The sequence below is a fragment of the Bradyrhizobium sp. CCBAU 45389 genome (genome assembly GCF_028128625.1).
GTDB lineage: Bacteria > Pseudomonadota > Alphaproteobacteria > Rhizobiales > Xanthobacteraceae > Bradyrhizobium > Bradyrhizobium liaoningense_B.
Genome location: NZ_LBIY01000093.1, coordinates 35,021 through 55,333 on the forward strand (window position 1 = coordinate 35,021; position 20,313 = coordinate 55,333).

Annotated in this window: 20 protein-coding genes; 5 read left to right on the top strand and 15 right to left on the bottom strand. The window is 63.6% G+C overall.

Annotation, left to right across the window (positions count from 1 at the left end; genetic code table 11):
• The first annotated feature begins 349 nt into the window (after positions 1-349).
• A complete protein-coding gene (locus XH79_RS24000) occupies positions 350-1,417 on the top strand; it encodes a hypothetical protein (RefSeq protein WP_271583181.1) in 1,068 nt (355 codons plus the stop codon).
• Positions 1,418-2,362: 945 nt separating this feature from the next.
• On the opposite strand, the gene XH79_RS24005 is transcribed toward XH79_RS24000, so the two are convergent.
• The 3 genes from XH79_RS24005 to XH79_RS24015 all read right to left on the bottom strand — a co-directional run bounded on the left by XH79_RS24005 (position 2,363) and on the right by XH79_RS24015 (position 4,757).
• Complete coding sequence (locus tag XH79_RS24005; protein WP_271583182.1) at positions 2,363-2,572, bottom strand: hypothetical protein; 210 nt, start codon at positions 2,570-2,572, stop codon at positions 2,363-2,365.
• 2 nt (positions 2,573-2,574) lie between these two features.
• On the bottom strand, positions 2,575-3,717 hold the full coding sequence (locus XH79_RS24010) for an aminotransferase class V-fold PLP-dependent enzyme (protein ID WP_271583183.1): 1,143 nt from the start codon (positions 3,715-3,717) through the stop codon (positions 2,575-2,577).
• 134 nt (positions 3,718-3,851) lie between these two features.
• Positions 3,852-4,757 (bottom strand): LysR family transcriptional regulator, encoded by a 906-nt coding sequence (locus tag XH79_RS24015; RefSeq protein ID WP_271583184.1) that lies wholly within the window; start codon positions 4,755-4,757, stop codon positions 3,852-3,854.
• A 171-nt stretch (positions 4,758-4,928) separates the two neighbouring features.
• Between XH79_RS24015 and XH79_RS24020 the strand changes: the two genes are divergently transcribed.
• From XH79_RS24020 to XH79_RS24035, 4 genes are all read left to right on the top strand, one after another.
• The gene (locus XH79_RS24020; RefSeq protein WP_271583340.1) at positions 4,929-5,885 is read left to right on the top strand and encodes an ABC transporter substrate-binding protein; all 957 of its coding nucleotides are present in this window, start codon (positions 4,929-4,931) and stop codon (positions 5,883-5,885) included.
• 71 nt (positions 5,886-5,956) lie between these two features.
• Positions 5,957-6,736: an ABC transporter permease gene (locus XH79_RS24025; RefSeq protein ID WP_271583341.1), complete on the top strand. Its 780-nt coding sequence runs from the start codon at positions 5,957-5,959 to the stop codon at positions 6,734-6,736.
• Entirely contained in the window at positions 6,729-7,508 is a 780-nt protein-coding gene (locus XH79_RS24030) for an ABC transporter ATP-binding protein (protein WP_212336005.1), read from the top strand. The genes XH79_RS24025 and XH79_RS24030 overlap by 8 nt, the downstream gene beginning before the upstream one ends.
• A gap of 77 nt (positions 7,509-7,585) precedes the next feature.
• The gene (locus XH79_RS24035) at positions 7,586-8,095 is read left to right on the top strand and encodes a DinB family protein (RefSeq protein WP_271583185.1); all 510 of its coding nucleotides are present in this window, start codon (positions 7,586-7,588) and stop codon (positions 8,093-8,095) included.
• 14 nt (positions 8,096-8,109) lie between these two features.
• Here the strand turns inward: XH79_RS24035 and XH79_RS24040 are convergent, their stop codons facing one another.
• From XH79_RS24040 to nuoN, 12 genes are all read right to left on the bottom strand, one after another.
• The gene (locus XH79_RS24040) at positions 8,110-9,165 is read right to left on the bottom strand and encodes an ABC transporter ATP-binding protein (RefSeq protein WP_271583186.1); all 1,056 of its coding nucleotides are present in this window, start codon (positions 9,163-9,165) and stop codon (positions 8,110-8,112) included.
• Complete coding sequence (locus XH79_RS24045) at positions 9,158-10,138, bottom strand: ABC transporter ATP-binding protein (protein WP_271583187.1); 981 nt, start codon at positions 10,136-10,138, stop codon at positions 9,158-9,160. Before XH79_RS24045 ends, XH79_RS24040 begins: the two co-directional genes overlap by 8 nt.
• Positions 10,135-10,956: an ABC transporter permease gene (locus XH79_RS24050; RefSeq protein WP_183238916.1), complete on the bottom strand. Its 822-nt coding sequence runs from the start codon at positions 10,954-10,956 to the stop codon at positions 10,135-10,137. Before XH79_RS24050 ends, XH79_RS24045 begins: the two co-directional genes overlap by 4 nt.
• On the bottom strand, positions 10,953-11,876 hold the full coding sequence (locus XH79_RS24055) for an ABC transporter permease (protein ID WP_271583188.1): 924 nt from the start codon (positions 11,874-11,876) through the stop codon (positions 10,953-10,955). Before XH79_RS24055 ends, XH79_RS24050 begins: the two co-directional genes overlap by 4 nt.
• A gap of 55 nt (positions 11,877-11,931) precedes the next feature.
• On the bottom strand, positions 11,932-13,521 hold the full coding sequence (locus tag XH79_RS24060) for an ABC transporter substrate-binding protein (RefSeq protein WP_271583189.1): 1,590 nt from the start codon (positions 13,519-13,521) through the stop codon (positions 11,932-11,934).
• 354 nt (positions 13,522-13,875) lie between these two features.
• The gene (gene mtnK, locus XH79_RS24065; RefSeq protein WP_271583190.1) at positions 13,876-15,165 is read right to left on the bottom strand and encodes an S-methyl-5-thioribose kinase; all 1,290 of its coding nucleotides are present in this window, start codon (positions 15,163-15,165) and stop codon (positions 13,876-13,878) included.
• A 107-nt stretch (positions 15,166-15,272) separates the two neighbouring features.
• Positions 15,273-15,620, bottom strand: a complete 348-nt coding sequence (locus XH79_RS24070) for a hypothetical protein (RefSeq protein ID WP_271583191.1) — start codon at positions 15,618-15,620, stop codon at positions 15,273-15,275.
• A gap of 47 nt (positions 15,621-15,667) precedes the next feature.
• Positions 15,668-15,943, bottom strand: coding sequence for a DUF1467 family protein (locus tag XH79_RS24075; protein WP_271583192.1), 276 nt, complete (start codon positions 15,941-15,943; stop codon positions 15,668-15,670).
• 6 nt (positions 15,944-15,949) lie between these two features.
• Positions 15,950-16,354 (bottom strand): methylmalonyl-CoA epimerase, encoded by a 405-nt coding sequence (mce, locus tag XH79_RS24080; protein WP_212335997.1) that lies wholly within the window; start codon positions 16,352-16,354, stop codon positions 15,950-15,952.
• Positions 16,355-16,396: 42 nt separating this feature from the next.
• Positions 16,397-18,067 (bottom strand): ribonuclease J, encoded by a 1,671-nt coding sequence (locus tag XH79_RS24085; protein ID WP_271583193.1) that lies wholly within the window; start codon positions 18,065-18,067, stop codon positions 16,397-16,399.
• Complete coding sequence (locus XH79_RS24090; protein ID WP_271583194.1) at positions 18,067-18,873, bottom strand: biotin--[acetyl-CoA-carboxylase] ligase; 807 nt, start codon at positions 18,871-18,873, stop codon at positions 18,067-18,069. The genes XH79_RS24085 and XH79_RS24090 overlap by 1 nt, the downstream gene beginning before the upstream one ends.
• 1 nt (position 18,874) lies before the next feature.
• Positions 18,875-20,311, bottom strand: a complete 1,437-nt coding sequence (gene nuoN, locus XH79_RS24095; protein WP_212335994.1) for an NADH-quinone oxidoreductase subunit NuoN — start codon at positions 20,309-20,311, stop codon at positions 18,875-18,877.
• Positions 20,312-20,313 lie beyond the last annotated feature (2 nt).

The window sequence follows — 20,313 nt, forward strand, 5'->3', positions numbered from 1 at the left end:
ATGCATGAAGTGCGATCGCACCGAGGTTTGACTCGTCGGGCAAAACAGGAGCAGGATGTCATGCTGCCGCTGCTCGCCTGCTCTACCCCCTCAATCCGCAACTCGAACGCGACGCTCGGGCGCGTCCCGCCCGCCACGAAGCGAATTGGCGAAAATCCAGCCAGAAGCTGACTCTGCCATGCCCGGTCCGAGCCCTTCTCGTTTGTGCTCCGCAGCCGGCGCTCGCCCTTGCAACTGCTGGCTGCGATCGTGTCGGCACCGCACTAGCGGCCACATCCGCAGTTTGGCTATTCTCGGCGAGAGATTCGAAAGCGGAAACGAGATGAGATTTCGAGGATTTTCAAGCACCTTGGCGGCAGCTGCGGCTGCTTTCCTCCTGATCCTGGCACAACCTGCCGCTGCCCAGTCCGGCGGCATCAGCCTCTATCAGCAGATCAACAACAACGCGGTGCAGAACATCCTGCAGAACCTTCGTGACCAGATCCGTGGACGCCGGCCAGTTTCGTCTCCCACCAGGCTCGCCTTCAGCGCAGGCGGACCGGATTTCGACACTCGAAATCCGTTTGCAGCCCCTGGTTTTGACGATCGCTTCGGTGCTCTTGCCTACGCGAAAGCCCCGGCAGGCACACCTGCCATCGCTTCGGACTGGCTTTATGGTGCCAATCTGATCGGCAGCGGGGAGCGCTCCATGACCGCCGGTATCATCACCGACACGGCGTCGGTCACAGGGGCATTCGACGTTACGAAGATCGGGGTCTTCACCGTGAACGACGCCTTGACCTTCATGGGGACGGGAGGCGAGGCCTGGTCCCACCAAGGCGGCCAGTTGAACGTCGACACCTCCGTCCCTTCGACCTCCGCCACGCTTGCCTATCTCAACGGCGGCTTCTCCCTCGACCTCACCAGCTTTGTCGGGTGGACGAGAAGCGCTCTGTCAGGTCCCGTATTCGTCCCAACCGTAATCAAGGGCAGTTCGGTCGGCTTCACCGGAAACGTGCAATACCGTTTCGATTTCCCGTATTCCGTATTCATCGAACCCGGAATTGGCATGACCTATTCCGAAGGCTACACGGCCAATTTCGGAACGAAGCTCTCGGACACCACGGAAGTGCACGCTGGCGCGCGGTTGGGCACGGAAATGAAATGGATGACCTATACGGTTCAGCCGGCCGTCGCCCTGTTCGCCTATCAGATTACGGACTCGAGCGCGCTGGGAGTCGTCGGGCCGATCTTCCCCTCGAGCGCAATTGGCTATCGCGGATCTGGCAAGATCAACGTTGTCTGGAGCGCAAATTTTTCGTCGTACCTCGAGGTGCACGCGACCGGGCAGGCCAGTGGCCCCAGCAAGCCGATAGCGACCTACAACGCGACCCAGACGACGGGATTCCAAGCCGGTCTCCGCTACACGTGGAATTGAGCACCTCTTTTGCTTGGCTGTCTTCTGATTGCTACCAGTGCCTACGCACAGAATGTACAGGTGCCCACCGGTGGGAACGGCGTCACTGTTCGCACATTGCCCACCCCCAACACGCCAAGGCCGACCAATCAGGTCCAGCCCCAGGGATTGCAGACAGGCAACTATTCCCGTCCCAACAACCCGCAGAATTTGGGTCAACGCCCGGAACAGAATATCGCTGTCTCAGGTCCCTATGTAGGGGCGAAGGTGATCAGAAACGTGCCGTAAGAGCTGGCGGCGCTGATCGTCGACGTTGACTGCGAGCGATGCCGCGTCGTCCCCGCGCAACGGCGAAGCCGTTGTCGCTGGAGGTGCGAGGCATGCGATGCAAGCGCATTGCATGTGGAGCCTCGAAGGATGAACGGCCGAGGTGCCAGCCGGGCCGTCGCCCTTCGAGGGCCGCTGAAGGAGCGGCCACCTCAGGGTGACGGAGATAGAGCGAGGCGCGCGGCAGCGATTTCCACACCTCGCTAACACCTCAATGCCTGCGAACAGCCCCCGCCCCGCGCGTTTGCCAATCCACATGCTGTGCCGGACAAAGCAGTAAGCGGTCAGCAGGACGAGAAGCACGCCGGCAACCCAATGGCCATCTCTAATCGCCGCAATGCAAAACGCGGCGACCAAAAACGGCGCGGTCGTCCAAACTAACACGAACCCAACATAAGTCCGTCCGGTCGGGATATTGCTCACGTTACGTACCATGGCTTCCGTCCAACCCGATGCCTCACTACCTGTACATCGCAAGCCAACGAGGCAATAGGCGATCGCAAGCGCGTACTTTCAGGGCCAAACTGCGATAAGTTAAGAGCCAATGATTAGAACGGTTAAGGTTGCTGCGCAGATCGCGTGGTCTGTTTCGATCATTGGCATCTGTACGGCCATCGGCGGCGTCTACGGTTGGACCCATCACGAGTCGTTGGGTGCCATCGCACTTGGGACCGTCGGGTTTTGCGCAGGAGCGGTGCTGGCGGCATCGCCTCTCGCGTTTCTCGAAATCCTGAGCGGCGGATTGTGACCGACGATGCGGCCGAGATACATCACGGCGACGCGGTCGCTCATGTGCTCGACGACGCCGACGTCGTGGCTGATGATGTAGGAGAGGCGCCCCCCGGGCAACGTTAAGCCCGGGCCGAGGCCATGATGGACATGACCTGCTCCACCTCATCAACCGTGTTGTAGTAATGCGGCGCAATCCTCACGGCGCCGTTTCGGATACTCGCGAAAACCCCGCTCGCCCCGAGCAGTGAATTCATGTCCGGGGCAGCGATCCCCGGCTTCCGCAACAAGGCGATACCAGACCGCGAGCGGCGCTCGAACTGATAGACCGGCTGGATGCCGTGGCGGAGAGCGAGCTCGCAGACCAGTTCGTTCAAATCCAGCACGCGCGTTTCGATCCAGGCAATCCCAAGCTCATCGATCTGAGCCAGCCGTTCCGTGAGGCCGAAAATGCCAGTCCCGTTTGGCGTGCCCGATTCAAACCGCCTCGCGTCCGGCAGATAGTCGAGCGTCCGGTTGAACGCGAAAGGATCGTTGACACTCATCCAGCCGACAATGGCAGGCGTAACCTGATCCAGGGCCCGGCCGGAGAAACTCGCAAAGCCTATTCCGCGGGGGCCCATCAGCCACTTGTGTGCGCTGACGACAAGCACGTCGACGCCGGTGGCCGCGACATGCAGCCCGAGCGCGCCGATGGACTGTGTACCGTCGACAACAAGAAGAGTGCCCTTGGCAGCGCAGAGGTCGCCAAGAGCCGCGACATCGATCCGAAAGCCGCTGTAGAACTGTACATGGCTCACGGCGACGACGCGGGTTCGGCCGTCCACCGCTTGCCGGATCAGATCCGTCTCCAACTTCCCGTCGGGAGCGGGCACCCGGCGAATTTCCACACCCCTGGATGCCAGCTGGACCCAGCACAGATAATTCGAAGGAAACTCCTCGGCGCAGACGACGAGGTTGTCTCCCTGCCGCCAGTCGACACCGAGCGCGACCAAGGACAGACCGTGAGACGTATTCTGGACGTAGGCGATATTCCGAGCCGACGAGCCCACAAGCTTTGCTGCGAGCGCGCGACCCTTGTCGTAGACTCCCGTCGCAATCGCCTTCGACTCGCGCAGCTGTGTCGACGTTACCGTGTTGAAGCGGTCGCTCGCCGCCTGGACGCGCGTCGACATGGGCGAAACAGAGGCATTGTCGACATAAATCCCGTTCTTCAGGAACGGAATATCGTCGCGGGCATCTGAGATTTTCTGCTCGTCCGTCACGTCTTATCTCTCATCATCGCCGCGTCGCAGACGCTGCTCTTGTCCGGCGAGTGTAGGGAGTTGATGAAGGAGTGGCAATCTGTAGTCCTACGCAGAGGATCGCGACAGCACTTGACCAGCCGGCAATGCATTCATCATTCGGCGATGGGATCGTGCCGCGCCAAATGAATGCTCAGTTGATCGGCGAATTTTGCCGCAGCGACAGACAGTACGCGCCCTCTCAGCTGTCCGAGCACGATTTGAATCGGCGTGACGTCCCGTGTGTCGATCGGTCTGGCGTAGATGCGGCGGTCCTCGCGTGGAACGGCGCTGAGGGCGTGAAACGTTACCGCCTGCTCACGCATGACGTAGTTGCGCAAGAACTCCAATGATCCCGACTCGACCTGGATGTTCGGAACGATCTGGCGCCGTGATGTTGCCACGTCCAGCAAATGGCGTATCGCGAGTGTCTGGTCCGGCATCGCTGTCGGAAACGCAAAGCAGTCCCGCAGGCGTACCGAACCCGGACGCGCCAAAGGATGGTCGGCACGAAAAACCGCGCAGAGAGGCTGATCGGTCGAGAACAGAATGCGCATGTCGGGGACCGGAGGCGGATTCAGAAGCAGCGCAAGGTCCACTTCGAAAGTACTGAGAGCTGTCGCACCAAGGATGTGATCGCGAACGACGAGCGAGAACGTCACTTTCGGAAATTGAGCGCGATAGGCCGCGATCTCATCGGGCAGCACATTGTCAATGAAGGCCTGGCTGCAGGCGACCGACACGTGGCCGAGACGAACCCCCGAGAGATCCGCAATCTGGGATCGCAGTCGTTCAAAATCCGCCCTCTGGTCGCGGATATGCCGGATCAACAGCTCGCCGGCGGAATTCAACCGCATGCCCTGCGGCAGCCGCTCGAAGATGGGCGTGCCCAGCTCGTCCTCAAAGTCCTGAATTTGCCGGGTTAACGCCGACGGCGTGATGTTCAGATGCTCGGCTGCGCCGCGAATGGAACTGCGGCGGGCGACCTCCGCAATATACCGGTGAATCTTCAGGTGACGCATGAACGGCCCCGGCCAGACGGGCCTGTTGCGTTTCTAGCAACAGGGCGATCAAAATCAAGCACTGGTTTGCAACACCGCGATCGCTATCGTCTTCCCAACCCTCGATGCCAGATGAAGGCCGCCCACCTGATCCGCCGCGGCGGCCGACGCGCTCACAAGGAAAGTGTGGTTATGCGAACCGTCATCCGCCGCCGAGACGTCATTGTCGGGCTCGGCGCAAGTCTCCTTGCAGCTCCGGCCGTCGTGCGTGCGCAGACTCCTACCGTCATACGTGTCGGCGCACTGAAACTGATCCATTCGATCGCCCCCTACTTCTATGAGCGCTTCGTGCCAGCCGGCTTCAAAGTCGAAGTGCTGCCGTTCGAGACACCGACCGAATGCAAGACCGCCGTCGTCACGCGGTCCGTCGATTTCGGCAATTTCGGTATCGCGGCCGGGGAGCTTGGCGCCGCAGCCGGCGAGCCAATCGTCCTGATTGCGTCAACCTGCAATCGCGGGATGGCAATCATCGCCAAGAAAGACAGTCCGATTCACGCCCTCAAGGACCTGAAGGGCAAACGTGTCGCGGTCTTTCCGGGAACGACGCAGGAAGTTTTCTTCCTCGAGCGCCTGCGGATGGAAGGCATGTCCATCAAGGACGTCGAACCGGTCCGGGTTTCGTTCAGCGAAATGCATATCGCGCTCGCCCGCGGCGATGTCGATGCCTATGTCGGCGCCGAACCGGCCCCCGGCGTTTCATTGTCGACCGGGATCGGCCAGCTGGTCGAATATCCCTATTCGACGGCCATGGGCTCGTTGAACATGGTGTTCGGCACGCATCGCGACGTCATCACCAGCAAGCCCGACCTCGTCCGAATGATGCTGAGCATTCATCAGCAGGCGACGGATTATGCGACCAGGAACAAGGACGAATTGATCGCGCTGGCTTCCGCCAAGCTTGGCCAGAAGAAGGAAGCGATCGAAGCCTCGATCCCGAACGTCGAACTGACCTGGCGCTTCGGTCCCACCCAGATCGAGCAGGCCAAGGTCTATGCCGAGCACATGCTGGCGCTCAAGCAGATCAAGCGTCTGCCCGACTTCAGCACCTTCATCGACACCAGCTTCGTCGACGCATTGAGGCCGCTGTGAGCAGTGTCGTCGTGTCGACGCATGAAAAGGCCGCTGGTCGGCCGCGGCCGTCGATTGTTTCGGCAGCGATCATGCGGCGCGCGATGAGGCTCGCACAAGCCCTGGCCCTGCCCGTCGCGCTTCTTGCGATCTGGCATTTCGCGACCGTCGGGCGCCCGGCCAGCCTCATTCCACCGCCGCTGGAGGTCTGGCTGGAATTTCGCGATCTCGCAGTCGGTGGCATCAATGACGACGCCTATAGCGGCACGCTGCTGACGCACCTCCTCGCTTCGGTCGGTCGCGTGCTCGGCGGGTTCAGTCTCGCGCTCGTCGTCGCACTTCCGCTCGGCATGCTGATCGGCCGGATTGAGTTGGTCCGGCGATTGATCGAACCGCTGTTGCAGATCTTGCGCCCAATTCCGGTGACGGCATGGTTGCCGCTCGCGATGATCATCTTTGGATTGGGCCCGCGCTCGGCGCTTTTCCTGGTCTTCCTCGGCGCCTTCTATCCCATCTTGCTGAATACCGTGTTTGGCGTCCGCTCAGTCGAGCCGCGCCTCTTCGAAGCTGCTGCCATGCTGGGATGTCAGGGAACGGCGCAGTTCTTTCGTGTCGTCCTTCCTGCCGCCCTGCCCTCGATCTTTACCGGCCTCCGTCTGGGCCTGGGATTTTCGTGGGTTGTGATCGTCGTCGGCGAGATGACCGGCGTGCCGACCGGACTTGGCGCCATCATCATGGAGGCGCGTCAGCTATCGCGCACCGAAATCGTGATCTGCGGAATGCTCGTCATCGGCATCTTCGGTTTCCTGTCCGACCAGATCGTCGTGCTCATCGGTCGGCGCTTCCTTGCCTGGAATCCCTCCCATGTCTGACAGCGCGCTTCCGATCCTGGAGATCAAGAACGTCCACAAGACGTTCTCCCTGAACGGTCAATCGATCGAGGCGTTGCGCAATGCCAGCCTGACCGTTCGCAAGGGCGAATTCATCTGCCTGATCGGCGCGTCCGGCTGCGGTAAATCGACATTGCTCCGCATGGTGGCGGGATTCGAAACGCCGACCAGCGGCGAGGTCCTGATGTGGGGCATGCCGATAGCCGGCCCCGACCCGTCGCGCGGCATGGTCTTTCAGGATTACGGGCTCTTTCCGTGGCTGACGGTCAGGGAGAACATCGGGTTCGGTCCAAGATCCCGCGGGCTCGCGACCAAGGATGTCAGGGAGACAGCCGAGAAATTCATCGAGCTCGTCGGGCTGCAGCGCTTTGCCGACGCCTATCCCCATCAGCTTTCCGGCGGCATGAAGCAGCGTGTCGCCATCGCGCGCGTGCTCGCAAACGACGCCGAGGTCGTGCTGATGGACGAGCCGTTCGGTGCGCTGGACGCCATGACGCGCGAACGCCTGCAAGATGAGCTGGTGGACATCTGGTCGCGCACCAAACTGACGGTCTTGTTCGTCACGCACGCGATCGACGAAGCCATCTTTCTGGCAGACAGAGTCGTCGTGATGTCGCCCGGCCCGGGCCGGATCGACAACGAGTACGCCATCGACCTGCAGCGGCCGCGAGAGATTGCGAGTTCGGAATTCAACGAATGGCGCGGCATCCTGTCGAGCAAGCTTCACAGCCATCACGGCCGAAAGGTCGCTTGACCGAAATTGGTCGCCCTTCTCCGGGTAGCGGCCCAGCGGGACGCTGGAGACTGCGCGCATAAACGAAAGACACGACGATGCTGACGACGGAAACGGCCGTAATGCTGGCGAACTATGGCAACTGGGCCGATCAGGTGCTGTTCAAGGCCATGGCCGAACTGCCGGAAGACGCCATCTATCGGACACGCCAGACGCTGTTTGGCTCGATGATCGGCACCCTCAATCACAACTACGTGGTGGACCTGATCTGGCGCGCCCATCTTCTCGGCGAGAAGCACGGCTTCTCGACCCGCCGCGACCTGCTGCATCCCGAGCTTGGCGCCCTGATAAGGGAGCAAACCGCGATCAATCATTGGTACATCGACTGGGCCAGGAGCCAGAATGTCGAGAGCTTGAGCCAGCGCCTGAAGTTCACCTTCGTGTCGGGCAAGGCCGCCGAAATGACGCGAGGCGGCATGTTTCTGCACATCGTGAACCACAAGACCTATCACCGCGGCTGGGTGAGCGAGATGTTCTTCGATTCGAACGTCAATCCGCCGGAAACCGACCTTTGCGTCTTCCTGTGCGAAGATGTCGCGCCAGCCTGACATGCAACCGCGGGCTAGGGACGTCCGCCCTCTACCGAAGCCAGCGCCATCCGCTCCGCAATCTCGTCAGCCCGCCAGCACCGTACCGCATGCCCGTCAGGCCGTGTTTCGAGCACCGGCCCCGGCTCGCTCCGGCACACGGCCTCCGCATAACGACACCGCGGGCTGAAGGCGCATCCGTTCGGTGGGTTGAGCGGGTTGGGCAAGTCGCCCCCTGTCGTCGCCAGCGGTGCGTGGCGCAAGGGATCGGGGATGGCGGCGATCAGGGCTTGCGTGTAGGGGTGGGCCGGCCGTTCAAAAATCTCGCGCCAGTCGCCGTTCTCGACGATGCGGCCGAGATACATCACGGCGACGCGATCGCTCATGTGCTCGACCACGCCGAGGTCGTGGCTGATCATGATGTAGGACAGGCCGAGCGTGTCCTTCAGCTCCAGCAGCAGATTGATGATCTGGGCGCGGATCGAGACATCGAGCGCCGAGACCGGCTCGTCGCAGATGACGATCCTGGGATTGAGGATCAGCGCGCGCGCAATGCCGATGCGCTGGCGCTGGCCGCCGGAGAATTCATGCGGGTAGCGGTCGGCCTGCTCGGGACGCAGGCCGACATGCTTGAGCATGGTCGCAACGCGGTCCTCGATCTCGCTTTTCGCAGTCACGCCGTGCACACGCAGGGGATCTTCGAGCGTACGACGCACGGTCTGGCGCGGGTTGAGCGAGGCGTAGGGATCCTGAAACACGATCTGCACGGTGCGCGCCAGGGCCTTGCGATCGCCGGATTGGCTGTTCGTCACGACCTCCCGGCCGTCCACCACGATATGGCCGCGCGTCGGCTTCAACAGTCCCAGGATCGACAAGGCGACCGTCGACTTGCCCGACCCGGACTCGCCGACGAGGCCGAGGCATTCCCCACGCTTCAGCGTGAGATCGACGCCGTCGACGGCACGGAGCAGCCGCCGCTCGCGACCGAACAAGCCGCCTCCCAGCGGAAAATGAACCGCGAGATCCTCGACCCTGAGGATGAGATCGTCGTCCCGTTTCGCCCCACTCAGCAGATTTTGCGGCTCATGCATGGTGGTAACACCTGACGAAACCGCCGGCCTCGAGGGCATCCGTCTGCGGCGCGACCGTCCGGCAGATGTCGGTCGCCTGCGCGCAGCGTGGATTAAACCGGCAGCCATCCGGAAAACTTGTGATCGCCGGGACGACGCCCGCGATTTCCTTGAGCCTTGTGCGGCCGAGCGCGGCACGGCTGCCCAGCCGCGGCAGCGAGGCGACGAGGCCCTGCGTATACGGGTGCGAGGGCGCGCGGAAGATGTCGGCCGAGCCACGCTCCTCGACGATACGGCCGGCATACATGACGGCGACGCGGCGGCAGACATTGGCGACGAGGCCGAGATCATGGCTGATCATCAGGATCGCCGTGCCCCGCTCGGCACACAGATTGCGCATCAGCTCGATGATCTCCGCCTGCACGGTGACGTCGAGCGCGGTGGTCGGCTCGTCCGCGATCAGGAGATCCGGACCGCAGGCCAGCGCAATCGCGATCATCACGCGCTGGCGCATGCCGCCGGACAGCTGATGCGGATAGTCGTTCACGCGCCGCTCCGGCGCGGGCACGCGGACGCTCGCCAGCGCCTCGACCGCCAGCTGGTTGGCTTCCCGCCAGCTCTTGCCCTTGTGCAGCACAAACATCTCGGCGATCTGCCGTCCCACCGGCGAGACCGGATTCAGCGCCGTCATCGGCTCCTGGAAGATCATGGCGATGCGGTTGCCGCGCAGCTCCCGCTGCCCGGCGGCGGAGAGGTGCTGGATCTCCCGTCCATCGAACCGGATGACGCCGCCACCGATCGACAAGGGCGACCGCAGCAGGCCGATCAAGGCGAGCGCCGTGATGCTCTTTCCGCAGCCGGACTCGCCGACCAGGCCGAACGTCTCGCCCCGATCGATGCGGAATGAAACGCCTTCGGCCGCCGCAACGCGTCTCGATCCATCATCGAGATCGATGCGCAGATCCTCGACCTCGATCAGCGGGGAGCCCGTCATGTTCGCCGGCTCCGCGAGTGGGGATCGAGAATGTCGCGCAGGCCATCGCCGAGCAGATTGAGGCCGAGCACCGTCAGGAAGATGGCAAGGCCCGGAAACAGCGAGAGCCACGGCGCCGTCGTGATCTGGTCGCGCGCCTCCGACAACATGCTGCCCCAGCTCGGAAAGGGCGGGCGGACGCCGAGACCCAGGAACGACAAGGCGGCTTCGGACAGCACAGCGCTGCCCATGCCGAGCGTGCCGATGACGACGATCGGCCCGAGCATGTTCGGCAAGAGCTGCGTGATCATGATGCGCAGGTCGCCGTAGCCGAGCACGGTCGCCGCCTGCACATAGCCCTGGTTCCGCAGCGACAGCGCCGAGGCGCGTGCGAGGCGGCAGGTGAAGGACCAGTTGGTCAGCCCGAGTGCGATCAACAGGCTGGTGAGACCGGGGCCGAGCACCGCCATGATGGCGAGCGCGAAGATCAGCGAGGGGATCGCGAGCATCAGATTGGTGAGGGCGTTGACGACATCGTCCCACCAGCCGCCGAAATAGCCGGCGCTGAGGCCCAGCCCCACGCCGATGACGCTGTTGATGAGCTGGGAGACGATGCCGACGGTCAGCGAGACCCGCGCGCCGTAGAGGACGCGGGAATAGATGTCGCGGCCCTGCCCGTCGGTGCCGAACCACCAGGTCCAGCTCGGAGGCTCCTCCGCATTCATCAGATTGGCGTCCATCACGGGATCGGTGTGCGCCAGCCAGGGCGCGAGCAGGCCGACGATGATCGCAAGCGCGAACAACGAACCGCCGATGACGAGATTGGCGCGGAGCTTCATGCGTATCTGATCCTGGGATCGATCACGCCGTAGAGCACGTCGATCAGCAGATTGATCGCGAGAAAGAACAGCACGACCACGAGAATGGAGCCCTGGACGGCGGGAATATCGCGCTGCAGGACGCTGTCGACCAGCAGCGAGCCGATGCCCGGCCAGGAGAACAGCTTCTCGACCACGACCGCCTGCCCCATCAGCGCGCCGAATTGCAGCCCCATGGTGGTGAGGATGAGGACGAGCGCGTTGCGCATCACGTGCCACTTCACGACCCTGGTCTCGCTCATGCCCTTCGAGCGCGCCGTGCGGACGAAGTCGGCCGTCATGATCTCGAGGACCGCGGCGCGCGTCGTCCGCGCCAGCAGCGCCATCGGCGAGACGCCGAGCGTCACGGCCGGCAGGATCAGATATTTGAGACCGCCATCGCCATAGCCGAAGCTCGGCAGCCAGCCGAGTTTCAGTGCGAACAGGTACATCAGGAGCAGTCCGAGCCAGAACTTGGCCAATGACAGACCCGACACCGCCAGGACCATCGAGACGGTGTCGACGAGGCTGCCCGGCCGCAACGCCGCGATGAAGCCGAGCGGCACGCCGAGCAGAACCGCAAACGCCATGGAGGCGAAGATCAGCTGCAGCGTCGGCCATGCCCGCTTGGCGATCATGGTCGTGACGGGCTCACGCGTCCGGAACGAGGCTCCGAGATCACCGGTCGCGAGCCTTGCGACATAGGCGCCGAAGCGCATGTAGACGGGCTCATCGAGGCCGAGCTGCTTCTTCATGCGCAGCTCGACCTGCGGATCGCTGTCGTCGCTCATGGTTGAGACGATGCTGCCGGGAACGACGCTGAACAGCACGAAGACCAACAGCACCACGGCCAGCACGGTCGGAATGGTCTGCAGGAGGCGTCGGATCAGGAACGAGAGCATCTCAACTTTTCCCCGCTCCCTCCCTCGCCTGTGGCGCTAGGCGGGAGCGCGCGTATCACTTCGCGGGCGAGGTCTCGTCGACCCAGAGGTCTTCGACGTTCTGATGGGTCAGCTCCGTCGCGTTCAACTGAACTCCCTTGAGCCAGGGCTGCACCGCCATAACCGCCTTGTTGTAGTTGAAGAACCAGACCGGCGCCTCGTCATAGAGCAGCGCATTGGCCTTCTGCAGCAGCTGGCCGCGCTTTGCCACGTCGTCGGCCTGTCCGGCCTCGTCCATCAGCTTGTCGAAGTCGGCGTTCTTGAAGTTCATGTAGTTGCAGGCCGATTGCGGCGTCGCCGAGTGGAAGCATTTCAGCGCCGCCTGGGGATCCGGGCCGGTCTGCTGGGAATAGATGAAGGCCTGGTAGTCGCCGGTGCGAACCACCTCCGCCAGCACCGCGGTCTCGACCTGCTTGACCTTGGCCTTGATGCCGACCTTGTCCAGCATCGGGATCACGGCCGTGACGATCGGCAGGCCCCAGCTTTCGTTCTGGCTGGTGGTCCATTCGAATTCGAAGCCGTTGGGATAGCCCGCGTCCGCGAGGAGCTGCTTGGCCTTCGCGGGATCGAAGGGATACGGCTTCATGGTCTTGTCGTAGAGCGGCGAGGTCAGCGGCAGCCAGCTGGTGGCGCGATAGGCCTTGCCCTTGACCAGCTTGTTGATGATCAGGTCGGTGTCGATCGCGTAGTTGATCGCCTGCCGGACGCGCTTGTCGGCGAACGGCTTGAAGGAGGTGTTCATGCCCATGTAGCGCGTGAAGACCTCGGCGACCTCGACGATGGTGCCCTTGAGGGCGGCGTCGGACTGGTAGGCGACATACTGCGCAGGTCCCAGCACCGAGGTGTCGATCTCCTTGTTGCGGAAGGCGACATCGCGGGCCGCGGCCTCGCCCATGACCGACACGATGAGCTTGTCGGCGTAGGGCTTGCCGGGCTTGTAGAACCTGTCCCACCGCTCCAGCACGATGCGCGATCCCGGCACGTGCTCGACGAACTTGAAGGGGCCGAGACCGATCGGTTTCTGGATGAAGCTCTCCTTGGCGGCCTCGTCGGCGGGATAGATCGAGGTCAGCGCGGTGAAGAAGTAGAAGCCCGGATCGACCTTCTCGGTCAGCTTCATCTCGATGGTGAAGTCGTCGATCTTCTTCAGGCCGGAGATGTCCTTGGCCTGGCCCTTCTCCACCGCGGCCGCGCCCTCGATCACGCGGACATAGCGCGCGCCGGGATAGGCCTTGGTGCCGTCCATGATGCGGTTGTAGGACCAGATGACGTCGTCGGCCGTCATCTTGCGGCCATTGTGGAAATAGGCGTCGTCGCGAAGCTTGAAGGTGTAAACGAGGCCACCACCCGAGACGACGACCTCCTTGGCAAGCTCCGGAACCGGCTTGCCTTCCGCGGAATCCCAGATGTAGAGCGAGCGGTGCAGCCCCTTGGCGTAGATCTCGTCCTGGGCGCGCTGAGTGGTGTGAATGTCGAGGCTGGTGAAGCTCGAGCCGTAGGGCGCCGTCATCCGGATGGTGCCGCCCTTGCGCGGCGTCTGGGCCTCCGCTGATCCGGCGAGCGCCAGTCCCAAACCCGCGACGATCGCAATCATCCTGAACATCATGAGTCCCCCAACAACGCAGGTGTGTTCCGAGAAGAGATTTGATCATTCGTCGCGTGTCGAAAGCAAGCTTCGTTTTGGTGGCAACCGATGCCGGTTCCTGAGGCAGTGCTTCGACGGAGACCTCCGGGGCAAACCGATTGACGCGGTGCGTCATCCAGGGACCGGTGAACATTTTTCGTGATCGAGGCGACCAAGCTCGGGATCGTTATCTGAGCCCCAGGGATCGCGGAAAAAATGACTCGCCGAACGCCAGGTGCCCTGCTCGCCGGCAGTCTGACCGTCGCGACGGCTGTGCTGGCAAGCCTGGTCGCGACGCTCGCAATGACGGAGGCTGGTGGCTGCCACCAAGCCCTCTCAGCCGGTTAGTTCCGGCTGCCAATCCCGCAGTTTTCGCGCGGCGCTGGTCACGTCGGCGATTGCCCCAAATGTCCCCGTCTCCACCATCATCGCCCTCGCCAGCCGCACGGCGCGGGCTTCGGTGGTCGCCCGCTGCCTGGGGTCCTCGATCAGCTCGAAATCGATGTTGTGGGCGAGGCCGAAGATGCGGCGGATGATCTTGGCTGCGGCGAAGCCGATCGTGTCCGCGAACAGGCGTTGCATGTAGGCCTGCCGCTCCGCCTCAAGCCGCGCGGCGCCCTTCTCGCCCGGAAACAGCGAGGGCGGATAGGCATCACCGGCCGCGCCGGCGCGCCAGAGATCGAGGAACTTGCCGGCGAACCCGGTCCAGACCTGCTCGACCGCCTCAAGCACCCAGCCCTCGAACGCCGCCCGCTGGCCCGGCGCGCGCTCGTGGCCGGCGGAGGCAAAATAGGCCATCAGGAGATTAGCCAGCACCGCACCGACGTCGAACCCCATCGGGCCGTAGAAGGCAAATTCCGGGTCGATCACCCGCGTCTGGCTGTCCGTGACCATGATCGAACCGGTGTGGAGGTCGCCGTGCAGGAGAGCCTCGGGGCTCGCCATGAACTTCAGCTTCAGCCGGGAGATCGCAACATGCAGCTCCAGGTCGTCGCGCAGATCGACGGCAAGGCCGTCGAGATAGGGTGCGGTCCAGCGGTTCTGTTCGGCGACGCGGTAGGGATCGGTGAAGATCAAATCTTCGGTGATCTTGCAGAGCGCATGGTTGCCGGCGAAGGCCGCGATACCCTCCTTCTTCTCGGCGGCGGAGAGCGCGAGGTCGGAGGTGAAGAACAGCGTGCGCGCCATGAAGGTGGTGATATCGTCGACGAAACGCGGATAGCGCGTTCCCGCGACCAGCCCTTTGCGCATGATGATGTGGGGCTCGAGCAGCTCCATCACCGTCAGCGCCAGCTTTTCGTTGTGATGCAGCAAGGCCGGCACGAGGCCGGGCGCGAGCTCGGCCTGCCGGGACAAGGCCAAAAATTCGTAGTGGGCCCGCGACAGCGGCAGCGGCCAGCTCTCGCCGACGAGGCGGACGTAAGGCAGCGCCTGCTTCACGGCGATGCCGCCGCTTGCGCCCTTGACGATGAAGACAAGGTTGAGATTGCCGTCGCCGACCTCGGTGATCGCCCAGGACGCGGGATCGCCTCCGAGAAGCGCCTTCAGGTCCGGAAGGCCCGCGAGATAATCCCGCAAGGCCGCCTCATGCAGAATCCGATAATCCCCTGCCCGGTCCCCGGTCATGACGATCCCACCCCACTTATTTGAGCATGATCTTTTCGGAAAACCGCTTCACACTTTGCGCTAACGCGGCCCTTCGGGTCCGGATCATGCTGGTATGGGCCGGATCGTTACTCCCGCTCCAGGAAGCTCGAGCCGATCTCGGCCTTTCTTTTGATGGGATCGTAATCGCAATAGACGCCGTCCGCCACCAGCGTGTAGCTGGCGAAGACGTTGTATTTGTCTGGCTTGACCGAGTTCAGCCCGATCACCGAGGTGCTCTTGCCGCCGTTCCACTTGAACGGCGTCGAGCTCTTGGCCTGCTCGCAGGCCATCACCGCCTCGTTGAAGACATAGCCCTCGACGAACGCCTTCAGCGTCCGGGCCTGAACGGCGATCCTCCATTCGAAATAGCCGATGGCACTGATCCCGGCGACGATCAGCAGCAGAAGCGCGACGACGATCCGTTGAAAAGTCATTCGTTCCCCCAACAAACACGCAACAAGAAAAATCTAGTGAAGAATGCCTAAAATGGCATGCCCATCATTTTCGACAGACGTTCGATCGAGAGATAGCCGGCATGATAGGCCACCATGCCGAGGCCGTAGATGATAGCCGAGATGATCGTGGTCCAGATCAGCTTGCGGCCCATCCGCGTCAGGATCGGCGCGCCGGGGTCGGTGCCGGGGGCGCCGACGCCGTCCTCGTGCTGGCTGCGCACGCCGAACGGCAGCGTCAGGAACAGCGCGATCCACCAGATGACGAAGTAGATCGCAAGCGCGGTCGATATCTGGATGGCCATGGGGCCTTACGCCTGCTCGATCTCGACGAGGGCGCCGGAAAAGTCCTTCGGGTGCAGGAACAGCACCGGCTTGCCGTGGGCGCCGATCTTCGGCACGCCGTCGCCGAGCACCCTTGCGCCCTCCTTCACCAGCGTGTCGCGCGAGTGGATGATGTCGACGACCTCGTAGCAGACATGGTGGATGCCGCCGTCGGCATTACGTTCCAGGAACTTTGCGATCGGCGAGGCCTCGCCGAGCGGCTCGATGAACTCGATCTTGGTATTGGGCAGTGTCGCGAACACGGTGGTGACGCCGTGCTCTGGCAGCGGCACGGCCTCGGAAATCTGGGCACCGAATGCCGCACCGTAGATCTTTGCGGCCTTGACGGCGTCCTTGGTCGCGATCGCGACGTGGTTGAGGCGACCCAGCATGTTTCTTCTCCCTCAGAGCGTGATCTGGAGAACACGCCCAATCTACACTGTCAGGACGTGTACCAGACAGGGGGGCTTTTTGCCCCAATGTTCGTTGATGACGGCCCGGACCGCGCGTCGCACCGACTCGGCCAGCGCGTCCGGATCCCGCCGCCGCGCCTTCGGCAGGCCCTCGATCGTGGACATCACGGCATCGAAGACCAGGTCGTCAAAAGTCTCTCCCGCCCTGTTCTTCTCGGGGATGCCGACGAGATCGACCTCGGGTTCGTCGGCGAGCTCGCCCTGCGCGGTCAGGGCGATGGCGACGAAGGCGCAGCCGGAGAAGGCCATGCGGCGGCGCTCGACCACGGCACGGGATTTTGAATCCTCCAGGATCGTGCCGTCCTTGTAGAGCCGGCCCGAGGGCACCTCGCCGACAATGCCGGGATCGCCGGGGCCGAGCTTGACGAGATCGCCATTGCGGCAGACCAGCACCCGCGGCACGCCGGCGGCGCGCGCGAGCTTTGCGTGCTCGTGCAGATGCAGGGCCTCGCCATGGACGGGGATCAGCAGTTGCGGCTTCACCCAGGAGATCAAATCGCGCAGCTCGTCGCGGCGCGGATGGCCGGAGACGTGAACCAGCGCGTCACGGTCGGTGATGATTTCGACGCCCTGGAGCACCAGATTGTTGATGATCGAGCCGACCGCCTTCTCGTTGCCCGGGATGGTGCGCGAGGAGAAGATCACGCTGTCGCCGCGGTTCAGCGTGATCTCGGGATGGTCGTCATTGGCGATGCGCGCCAACGCGGCGCGCGGCTCGCCCTGGCTGCCGGTGCAGAGCGCCAGCACCTTGTCCTGCGGCAGGTGGCCGTAGACCTCGGGCGAGCGGAAGTTCTGCACGCCGTCGAGATAGCCGGTCTCGCGCGCGACCTGCACCACGCGTTCCATGGCGCGGCCGACCACGACGACCTCGCGGTCGGCGGCCCTGGCGGCGTCGGCCACCGCTTTGACGCGGGCGACGTTGGAGGCGAAGGTCGTGACCGCGACGCGGCCCTTGGCCGATTTGACGAGGTCGATGATGGTTTTGGCGACCTCGGCCTCCGAAGGCGAGCGGCCGTCGCGGACGGCATTGGTGGAATCGCCGATTAGGGCGAGCACGCCCTCCTCGCCGAGCTCGCGCAGCCGCTTCTCGTCGGTCGGGGCCCCCAGCGTCGGGGTCGGGTCGATCTTCCAGTCGCCGGTGTGCAGCACGATGCCGGCTTCGGTGTGGATCGCCAGCGCATGCGCTTCCGGAATCGAGTGCGCGACCGGAATGAACTCGACATTGAACGGGCCGATATCGACGCGGCCACCCGATGGCACCACGGTCACCGGGATCTCGGGCGCATTGCGCTCGGCGGCGCATTTGGCCTCGAACAGCGCGGCGCTGAACTTGGTCGCGTAGATCGGGCATCTCAGCTTCGGCCAGAGGTCGATGATGGCGCCGAAATGATCCTCATGGGCGTGCGTCAGCACGAGGCCCATCAGGTTTTTGCGTTCCTTCTCCAGGAAGCTGATGTCGGGCATGATCAAATCGATGCCCGGCAGATGCTCTTCGTCGCCGAAGGAGACGCCGAGATCGACCGCGAGCCAGGCGCGCTGATGGCGGTTGCCGAGGCCGTAGATCGACAGGTTCATGCCGATCTCACCGACGCCGCCGAGCGACGCAAACACCAGTTCGTCCGGCCTCGCCATCACGCAGCCCCCACGGAGCGGGCCGGGCCGAAGAAGACTTCACCCGCTGCGACGGGCACGTGGCGGCCCTCCGCGGTGCGGACGATCAGGCAACCGGTGTCGTCGATGGTGTCGAAAATGCCTTCCAGTGTCGTCGTCCCCGTATGGATCGCGACCCGCTCGCCGAGGCCGGCAGCGCGCTCAAGCCACAGTTTACGGATATCGGCAAAGCCGCGGCCATTGTCCCATATACCACGGAACTCGACCCAGGCGTCCGACAGGGCCGTAAACAGCTCCTCCGCGCTGATCTGAACGCTGAGGTCCGCGAGCGACACGGCGGGCGTCGGCGTTCCCTCGGGCGCGGCGACGACATTGGTGCCGATGCCGACGACGATGGCAAGGCGATCGCCGACGGCCTCAGCCTCAAGGCCGATGCCGACCAGCTTCTTGCCGTTGGCGAGGACGTCGTTCGGCCATTTCAGGGCGTAGCGGGGACGGTCAGGTCCGAGCCGCAGCGCGGCTTCTAAGCTGACCTTCTCAAGGGCAGCCTCCTCCGCCAGCCCCGCCGCAAACCCGATGGTGGCGGCAACCGCAGGCGGGATGTCGAGGATCTCGAGGACGCTGGCGGCGAGATTGCCCTTTGGGGCGATCCAGGCGCGCTGGCGCCGGCCGCGGCCGGCGGTCTGCTCTGACGTGACGAACCACATCGGGCCGCGTTCGCCGGCCCGCGCGTGCTCGATCGCGTCGGTATTGGTCGAGCCGGTCCGTTCGAAAGCGGCGAGCTTATAGCCCGCCGAGAGTGCGCGAGGACCGAGCGCGAACCCCATCCTAGAACAGCGACTTTGCCGCGGCGGAGGCGACGCTCACCACGGGGCCAGCGAACAGCGCGAACAGGATGTTGAACAGGCCCGCGACCGCCAGCACCGTCTTCACCTCGACGCGTACCGGATCGACCTGGCCGGCCGGCTCGTCGAAATACATCGTCTTGACGATGGCGAGATAGTAGTAGGCGCCGACCACGCTGGAGAGCACGCCGATGACGGCGAGCGTGAACAGGTTCGCCTTGATGGCGGCGACGAAGACGTACCACTTTGCGAAGAAGCCGGCGAGCGGCGGAATGCCGGCGAGCGAGAACAGCAGCATCGCGAACATGAAGGCGAGCAGCGGGTTGGTGCGCGACAGGCCGGCGAAATCGCTGATCTGCTCGACGGCCTGGCCGTTGCGCTTCATGGCGAGGATGATCGAGAACGAGCCGAGCGTCATCGCGACATAGATCACGATGTACATCAGGACGCCCTGCGCGCCCTCGACCGTGCCGGAGGCCAAGCCGACCAGGGCAAAGCCCATGTGGCCGATCGAGGAATACGCCATCAGGCGCTTGATGTTGCTCTGGCCGATCGCGGCGAAGGAGCCGAGCGCCATCGAGGCGATCGCCACGAACACCAGGATCTGCTGCCACTGCGAGACGATGCCCGGGAATGCGGTCAGCGTGACGCGGGTGAAGACAGCGAGTGCGGCCACCTTCGGCGCCGAGGCAAAGAACGCGGTGACCGGGGTCGGGGCGCCCTCATACACGTCCGGCGTCCACATGTGGAACGGCACAGCCGAGACCTTGAAGCAGAGGCCGGCGAGCAGGAAGACCAGGCCGAAGATAAGGCCGATATTCGAGACCGTCGCGGCTGCGGCGATGCCGGTGAAGCTGACCGTGCCGGTGAAGCCATAGACCAGCGAAGAGCCGTAGAGCAGCATGCCCGAGGACAGCGCACCGAGCACGAAGTACTTCAGGCCGGCTTCGGTCGACTTGGCGTTGTCGCGGTTCGAGGCCGCCACGACGTAGAGCGCCAGCGACATCAATTCGAGGCCGAGATAGAGCGAGATCAGGTCGCCGGCCGAGATCAGCACCATCATGCCGAGGGTCGAGAGCAGCACCAGGATGGCGTATTCGAAGATGCGGCGCGAGGGATCGGACAGGAACTCGGTCGACAGGATCAGCGTCACCGCCGAGCCGATCAGGGCCAGGATCTTCATGAAGCGGGCGAAGTCGTCGACGATGAAGCTGCCGCCGAAGGTTACGGTCTTGCCCGCCGGCTGGAGATATTCGAGCACTCCGACCACGATCAGGAGCAGGACCGCCAGCGACGTCACCGTCCTGGTCGTCTCCTGCCCGCGATAGGCCCCGAGCATCAGAAGCGCCATGGCGCCGACCGCGAGCACGAGCTCGGGCAGCACCGGCGCCAGTTGATAACCTGCAGTCGAAAAGCTCATGG